The sequence below is a fragment of the Enterovirga sp. genome (assembly GCF_035325185.1).
Taxonomy (GTDB): domain Bacteria; phylum Pseudomonadota; class Alphaproteobacteria; order Rhizobiales; family Beijerinckiaceae; genus Enterovirga.
In genome coordinates this window covers 1-7,711 of sequence record NZ_DAOLAJ010000135.1, presented here as the reverse complement: position 1 = coordinate 7,711, position 7,711 = coordinate 1, and the positions used below count along the sequence as shown (strand labels likewise).

Below are 7,711 nucleotides of genomic sequence, written 5' to 3'. Positions count from 1 at the left end.
TCAGGGCCGGGTCTTGAAGCGCGGCTTCTCGATCCCGGCCATGTCGCAGAGAACGTCGACGAGGCTCGAGAAGTCGTTCCCGCCGCGCCCCTGCGCCCGCGCGAAGCTCAGCGCCTCGCGGGCGGACGCCCCCATCTGGAGGGGCACCCGCGAGGCATTGGCGGCCTCCAGGATCAGCGTCAGGTCCTTGTGGGCGAGGTCGATCGAGAAGCCGGGCGCCACGTCGCCGGCGAGGACCTTGGTCGCGAGGTTCACCTTGAGCTGGCCGTTGGTGGCGGTGGTCCCGTGCAGGACCTCCAGCGTCTTCTCGAGGTCGAGGCCGAAGCGCTGCGAGAGAGCCAGCGCCTCGCCGTTGAGCTGGGCAAGGCAGACGGCGAGGAAATTGTTGACGAGCTTCGTGCGCGTGCCGGTCCCGACCGGCCCGCAATGATGGATAGTCGTGCCCATGGCTTCCAGCATGGGCCGCACGCGGACGAAATCGGCCTCCGAGGCACCGACCATGAACAGGCTCTCGCCGCGATCGGCATGGCTCGCGAGGCGTCCGATGGGCGCATCGACGAAGCCGAGTCCCGCCGCCTTCGCAGCCGCGGCCATGGCGTCCGTGGTCTCGGGCGAGATGGTGCTCATGTCCATCACGAGGCCGCCCGCCCTCAGGTTCGGAACAACGGCGCGCCCGACCACGTCGCTCACGACGAGGGAATTGGGCAGGCAGGTGATGACGACGTCGGCAGCCTTGGCCACCTCGGCGGCATCGGCCGCGCCGCGGGCCTGATGGCTCTCCAGTTCCTCCACCGCGGCCCGGTTGACGTCGTGCGCGACGAGCCGGAAGCCCTTGCGGGTCATGTTGATGGCCATGGACTTGCCCATCCGGCCGAGCCCGATGAAGCCGATCATCTCGCTCATGCGTTCCTCTTCCCCCTGAAGGCTGCTCGAATCCTCGGACGAGCCGTCATATCCGCCTTTCTCCCTCAGCGGGAGCGATGGGCGTGCCCGGCAGGCCTCTCCCCGGCGCAGGCGTGGACCTTCGCGGTGCCGCGGGCGAGCAGCCGCCCCACCTGCGGGGCAAGCTCCTGCGCGATGAGCGCATGGCGCTGCGCGGTCAGGTGGATATGGTCCCACTGATAGGCGTCCGGTGGGAAGACCGGATCGTAGACGATCGCGGGGATGCCGCGCTGGTGCAGGCGCGCCGTCATCGCGGCGATATTGGCGGCGCGGCGCTCGCGGCTGACGAAGAAGCGCCGGTCGTTGCCGCCGGGCTGGATGATCACGGCGCGCGTGCCGTCCGGCACGTCGCTGTCGATGCGCGAGAGCATTCCGTTCGTGGTCTCGAAGGGCACGCCGGCATTGACGACCTGGACGTCCCGGCCGCATCCGCGCAGGATTTCTTCCAGCCGCGCCGGATAGGCCGCGGCCTCCCCTACGCCGAAGCCCGAGGTGTTGCTGGCCCCGATCGCGACGACGACCTCGGCGGCACGGGCGGGAGCAGGCAGGAGCGCCGGAAGCGGCGCCACGAGGCAAAGGAGCGAGAAGAGGGAGCGGGCCATGACCGGCCCATATAGCAAAGAGAGCCCGCCGCGACAGAGGAACGCGAGCAAGGGAACGCAGGCGGTCCCGTCGAGTTGTCGCGGCGACCCGGCTTGCGGCCGAGCCCACGGGACCGGCCCGGTTTTCACGAAGATGACGTCCCGACCCCTCGACGTCATCCGGCCGAAAGGCGAAGCCGCTCCAATGCCGGATCGAAAAATGGCCCCGCGAGGGCCGCGGCGGTGACGGAGCGAGTCGTGCTGATCGAAGCGGACAATCCCATGACCGAGGCCGGGCCGCGGGTCCGGGGCGCCCCCCGTCCCGTCTCGCCCTGGCTCGAGCCCTATCGCGCCGTCCGCGCGGAGACGGAGCGGCGCGCGAGCTTCCTCTCGCCCGAGGACCAGCAGGTCCAGTCCATGCCCGATGCGAGCCCCACCAAGTGGCACCGCGCCCATGTGAGCTGGTTCTTCGAGCAGTTCCTGCTCGGCCCGCGCGTTCCCGACTACGAGACCTATGACGAGCGCTTCGCCTTCCTGTTCAATTCCTATTACGTCGCAGCGGGCCCCCGGCATGCCCGCTTCGCGCGCGGCCTCGTGACGCGGCCCAATGCCGAGGAGGTGACGCGCTACCGCGCCCATGTCGATGCGGCGGTCGAGGCGCTGCTGCGCGACCATCCCGAGGACCCCGGAATCGGCGCGATCATGGAGATCGGGCTCAATCACGAGCAGCAGCACCAGGAGCTGATGCTCACCGACATCCTGCACGCCTTCGCCCAGAACCCGACCGCGCCCGCCTACGACCCGGCCTTCGCGCCGCCGCCCTTCGAGAAGCGGGAGGGCTGGCTCGCACTGGAGCGGGACATCCGCCGCTTCGGCCACGAGGGAGACGGCTTCTCCTTCGACAACGAGGGCCCTGCCCACGAGGCCCTGGTCCTCGACGTGAAGGTGGCGAAATCCCTCGTCACCAACCGCGAATGGCTCGGCTTCATGGAGGATGGCGGCTACGGCCGCGCCGAATTGTGGCTCGTGGACGGCTTCACGACGGCGCAGAACGAGGACTGGGAGGCGCCCGGCTACTGGCGCCGCGGCGAGAACGGCTGGACGGTGATGACGCTCGGCGGCGCCCGCCCGGTCGATCTCGACGCCCCGGTCTGCCACGTCTCCCATTACGAGGCCGACGCCTTTGCGCGCTGGGCGGGCAAGGTGCTGCCGAGCGAGTTCGAGTGGGAGGCGGCGGTTCGGTCGGGCGAATTGGAGGATGCCTTCGGCATCGTCTGGCAATGGACGCGCTCGCCCTATACCGCCTATCCCGGCTACCGCCCCGTGGCGGGCGCGCTCGGCGAGTACAACGGCAAGTTCATGGCCAACCAGATGGTGCTGCGCGGCTCCTCGCTCGCGACGCCGCAGGGTCATAGCCGCGTTACCTATCGCAACTTCTTCTATCCCCCGCAGCGCTGGCAGTTCACGGGCCTGCGCCTCGCCGACGACCGCGGATAAGACACACCTATGCAAGCCCTGCACGACGTCCTTCCCGGCGGACCGGCGTTTGCCGTCCGCGACCCCGCCTTCCTGGCCGATGTCCTGGAAGGGCTCTCCCGGCCGCAGAAGACGCTCCCGGCCAAGTATTTCTACGATCTCGAAGGCTCGCGGCTCTTCGAGGAGATCACGCGGCTCCCCGAATATTATCCGACGCGGACCGAACTTTCGATCCTGCGCGGACGGACGGAGGATCTCGCCCGCCTGTCGCGGCCGGGCCTCGCGGTGGTCGAGTTCGGCTCGGGATCGAGCGAGAAGATCCGCGCCCTCCTGCGAGCCCTTCCGGAGGTCGCCGCCTATGTCCCGGTCGACGTCTCCGGCGAATTCGTCCGGGCCGAGGCGGCGCGGCTGCGGGCCGACCGGCCGGACCTGGAGGTGGTTCCCGCGATCGGCGACTTCACGAAGGAGCTGGACCTGCCGCCCGAGATCCGCGCCCGGCCCCTGCTCGGCTTCTTCCCCGGCTCGACCATCGGCAATTTCGAGCCGGAGGAGGCGGGCCGGCTGCTCCGGCATTTCGCGGCGCTTCTCGGGCCGGGCGCCTCGCTTCTGGTGGGCGTCGACCTGGTCAAGCCGGATTCGATCCTGAACCCCGCCTATGACGATGCGGCCGGCGTCACGGCGAGGTTCAACCTGAACCTCCTGCGGCGCGCCAACCGGGAGCTGGGCGCGGATTTCGACCTCCGCGGCTTCGCCCACCGGGCCTTCTTCAACCGCCCGATGAGCCGCATCGAGATGCATCTCGTCAGCCTGCGCGGGCAGGAGGTGCATCTCGGCGGCAGGATTCTGCGCTTCGCCGAGGGCGAGACGATCCACACGGAGAACAGCTACAAATATCGGCCGGCGGATTTCGAGGCCCTGGCGAGGCGCTCGGGCTGGCTGCCCGAGACGATGCTGACCGATCCGGCCGGCCTCTTCGCGCTCTTCGCGCTGCGGGCCGGCTAGAGTCCCCGGCCGGCGCGAGCCCGCGGCCTCAGCGCCCGATCGCCTGCTTCACGGTCTCCACGAGCTGCTTCAGGCTGAAGGGCTTGGGCAGGAAGTCCGGCCGCTCGCCCTCCGGGAGATGCTTGTCGAAAGCGTCCTCGGCATAGCCCGAGACGAACACGAACTTCACGTTCGGATCCCGCTTGCGCAGCTCGGCGAGGAGGGTCGGGCCGTCCATCTCGGGCATCATCACGTCGGACACGACGAGATCCACCGGCTCGCCCCGCTCGTCGATGAGCTGGATCGCCTCGAGGCCCGAAGCGGCCTCGAGCACGGTGTAGCCGCGCGCCGCGAGGGCACGGCCGTTGACGGCGCGCACGGCATCCTCGTCCTCCACGAGGAGGATCGTGCCCTGCCCGGTGAGATCGGGGGCGCGCGCCTTGGCGGGGGCGGGCCTGGCGTCCGTCCCCTGCGGCGCCTCCGCCTCCGGGACGTGCCGCGGCAGGTAGATCGAGAAGGCCGTCCCGGCTCCCGGCGTCGAATCGACATAGATGTAGCCGCCCGACTGCTTGACGATGCCGAACACCGTCGAGAGGCCGAGGCCGGTGCCCTTGCCCAGCTCCTTGGTCGTGAAGAAGGGCTCGAAGATCTTGTCGAGCAATTCGGGCGGGATGCCGGTGCCGGTATCGGCGACCGAGATGCGCACGTAATCGGCCGGCGGCAGGCCGGCGAGGTCGAGCGCCTTCGCCTCCTCGGCCGGGACATTGGCGGTCGCGATGGCGACGGTGCCGCCCTCGGGCATGGCGTCGCGCGCATTCACCGCGAGGTTGATGACCACCTGCTCGAGCTGGTTGACATCCGCCTTGACGGGCCAGAGGTCGCGCCCCTGGCGCAGCTCGAGCTGGACCCGCTCGCCGAGAAGGCGCTTCAGCAGGAGCGAGAGATCCGACAGCGTGTCGCCGAGCCTCACCACCTCCGGCCGCAGCGTCTGCCGGCGCGAGAAGGCGAGAAGCTGGCGCACCAGCGCCGCCGCCCGGTTCGCGTTCTGCTTGATCTGCATGATGTCCTGGAAGGACGGGTCGGCCGGGCGGTGGGCGGCGATGAGCAGGTCCGAATAGCCGATGATGGCCTGGAGGACGTTGTTGAAATCGTGCGCCACCCCGCCCGCGAGCTGGCCGACCGCCTGCATCTTCTGGGCCTGGGCGAATTGCTGCTCGAGCTGGCGCTGCTCGGTCGTGTCGAGCCCGTAGAGGACGATGCGCTCGCTGTCCTCCTCGCCCGCGGCGTCCTCGACCTGGGAGAGCCAGAGGCGGGCCTGGCGGCTCCCCTCGGAGATCGCGACGTCAAGCGGCACGGTCTCGGCCTGTCCGGCCACGGCCGCATCCGCCGCGGCCTCGACGCGCGGCCGGTCGGCGGGGGAGATGTAGTCGAGGACCGGCGGCGGCCCGCTCGCCCCCGTGCGCGAGGGCGCGCCGAAGAGGCGCAGGAAGGCGGCGTTCGAGCGCAGGATGCGCTTCTGACGGTCCAGCACCGCGATGGCGAGCGGCGTCGCGTTGAAGAAGCGGGCGAAGCGAATCTCGGCGCGCTCCCCGCCATGCGCCTCCGCGCCGGAGCGGTTCAGGACGAGCGTGCGCGAGGGACCGGGCTTGCCGTCCTGGCCGAAGGCGATGCGGTGATGGAGCTGCACGGGCAGGCTCTGGCCGCCGCGGCGCGCGAGGTCGAGGTCGAGCGTCTCGGTCCGGGCCTCGCCCGGCCGCCCGTCCATGCGGCTGAGCAGCGCCACCGCCGAGGCGGGCATGATGTCGGCGAGCGTGAGCCCGCCCGGCCCGACCTTGGCGAGGTCGTGGTCGAGCCAGGCGGCGAGCGTCGCGTTCATGTAGACGATCGAGCCCTCCGGCGTGACCGAGAAGAAGCCGGCCGGGGCGTGGTCGAGATAGTCGATCGCGTGCTGGAGTTCCTGGAAGACGTTCTCCTGGCGCTCCCGCTCGGGGGTCAGGTCGGCGACCGTCCAGAGCGAGGCGGCCCGCCCGGCCTCCGCCAGCGGGCGGACCCGCACCCGATACCAGCCGAATTCGCGCCCTCCCTCGAGGGCGGGCGACAAACGCAGCTCCTCCGCCGCCACGCGCCCCTCGCGCGCGGCCTGGACGAGGCGGTAGACGGCCTCCGACACGTCCGGGCCACCGGCGAAAAGCTGGTCGACCGTCCGCAGATCCGCCTGCCCGCTCGCCCCCGCGAGCGTCATGTAGGCGGCATTGGCATAGACGACGCGGCCGGATTCCTCGACTGCGAGCAGAGCCTCGGGAGAGGCGTCGGCGATGGCCTTGGTGACGTCGTTGCGCGTGCCGGCGCCGAAGCGGAGCGCGCCCACGGCGAGCGCGAAGAGAAAGAACACGCCCGCCATCGCAAGCAGCGCAAGCAGCGCGAGCAGCAGCGGCTGGGCGGTCTCGCTCGACAGGAGGCTGAGCCCGGCCACCGCGGCGACCAGGATGCCCGCGAGCAGCAGAAGCGCGCCCACGTGACCTGTCTTCTGCGACCGGTCGATCCCCGGCGGAGCCGTGCCCCTGACCTCAGCCATCCCGTCTACGCCAAGCTCCAGGCCCCTCTCTCCAGCCCTACGACGCGTGCCGCTTCAGCCGCAAGACAAACCGGATCGTCCGGGCCGTCGCCCCGCAATGTTCCACCGGTATCTCCGCGCCGATATGCGACATTGGTCCCGGCATCGCCCGCGCCGCGCGGGCAAGGAGCTTTTCGGTCGCCGCGACGCACGCGCCCGGCCGCGCCCCCTGATTCGGAAGGCCCGTCCGCCGCTGCCCGCCCTGCTTGCCGGATTTATGGTTAACGGCCCCTTAACCCCCTGGTGCAGCAAGAGGCAGAGGGGCTGGCCTGCACCGATGGCGGGCCGCCAGGGGGCGCTTCGGAACTCTCGTCCCGCGAGGGCCGATTCGCGGACGGGACACCCGCCGGGAAACGTGTTAACGCGTTGCTGCCTCGCCTGCCCGGAAACCGACCGGGCGGGCCATCGGCGTCACGCGAGCCCGTCGGAAGAGCGTCTGTCTTGTTCACCATTCCCGGCACCGAGAACCTCTCCCCGGCCGTGAAGTACGTGATCGCGTTTGCGATCATCTTTCTTCTCCTTGCCCTGTTCGCGCTGATCCTGCGGCGCCTGACGGGAAGCCGGATGTCGGTTTCCCAGGAGCGCGGGAGGACGCGGCAGCCGCGGCTCGGCATCGTCGACGTCTACGACCTCGACCGCCAGCGGCAACTGATCCTCCTGCGGCGGGACAATGTGGAGCATCTGCTCCTCGTCGGAGGCCCCAACGACGTCGTCGTGGAAACCAATATCGTGCGGGTGCCAGGGGCCCGGCTGCCCGCATCCCAGCAGGCGGAGATCGCCGAGAAATCCGAAGGCGGGGCGCCGCGCGGCGCCGAGGGCGGCCCGGCACGGCCCGTCATCGAGAACGGATTCGGCCGGCTCGACCTGCCCGGCGCGCTCTCGGCCCAGGACCTGGTCGCCCCGGTCCTGGAACCGATGCTGAAGCCGACGCGCGTCAGTCCGGGCGCCTCGCCCCCCCCGCCCGTCCAGCCGGCGGCGCGGCCCTCGGTCCCGCGCGGCGCCGAAAGCCTCGTCCCGGACATGACGAAGGAACTGGAAGCGACACTTCGGCGGGCTCAGGAGCAACAGGGCGCGCCCGACATGCCGCAGGCCCCCGCCCCGCCCCCCCCCCCCCCCC

Annotated in this window: 5 protein-coding genes and 1 pseudogene; 3 read left to right on the top strand and 3 right to left on the bottom strand. The window is 70.5% G+C overall.

The genetic code is table 11. The annotated features are described in order from the left end of the window. Together PKD06_RS17705 and PKD06_RS17700 are read right to left on the bottom strand one after the other, a co-directional pair. Positions 1-903, bottom strand: coding sequence for an NAD(P)-binding domain-containing protein (locus PKD06_RS17705; protein WP_324382448.1), 903 nt, complete (start codon positions 901-903; stop codon positions 1-3). A 65-nt stretch (positions 904-968) separates the two neighbouring features. Further along, positions 969-1,544, bottom strand: a complete 576-nt coding sequence (locus tag PKD06_RS17700) for a GDSL-type esterase/lipase family protein (RefSeq protein WP_324382446.1) — start codon at positions 1,542-1,544, stop codon at positions 969-971. A gap of 261 nt (positions 1,545-1,805) precedes the next feature. On the opposite strand from PKD06_RS17700, the gene egtB reads away from it, so the two are divergent. Together egtB and egtD are read left to right on the top strand one after the other, a co-directional pair. Further along, positions 1,806-3,020, top strand: coding sequence for an ergothioneine biosynthesis protein EgtB (gene egtB, locus PKD06_RS17695; protein ID WP_324382450.1), 1,215 nt, complete (start codon positions 1,806-1,808; stop codon positions 3,018-3,020). A 9-nt stretch (positions 3,021-3,029) separates the two neighbouring features. Continuing rightward, the gene (gene egtD, locus PKD06_RS17690; protein WP_324382444.1) at positions 3,030-4,001 is read left to right on the top strand and encodes an L-histidine N(alpha)-methyltransferase; all 972 of its coding nucleotides are present in this window, start codon (positions 3,030-3,032) and stop codon (positions 3,999-4,001) included. Between the two features lie 28 nt (positions 4,002-4,029). Here the strand turns inward: egtD and PKD06_RS17685 are convergent, their stop codons facing one another. After that, positions 4,030-6,555 carry a cell cycle histidine kinase CckA gene (locus PKD06_RS17685; RefSeq protein WP_324382442.1) on the bottom strand — a complete coding sequence of 842 codons (2,526 nt, stop codon included), beginning with the start codon at positions 6,553-6,555 and terminating at the stop codon, positions 4,030-4,032. A 480-nt stretch (positions 6,556-7,035) separates the two neighbouring features. Here PKD06_RS17685 and PKD06_RS17680 point away from each other — a divergent pair. Continuing rightward, a pseudogene (locus PKD06_RS17680) lies at positions 7,036-7,711 on the top strand (hypothetical protein); the annotation flags it as partial.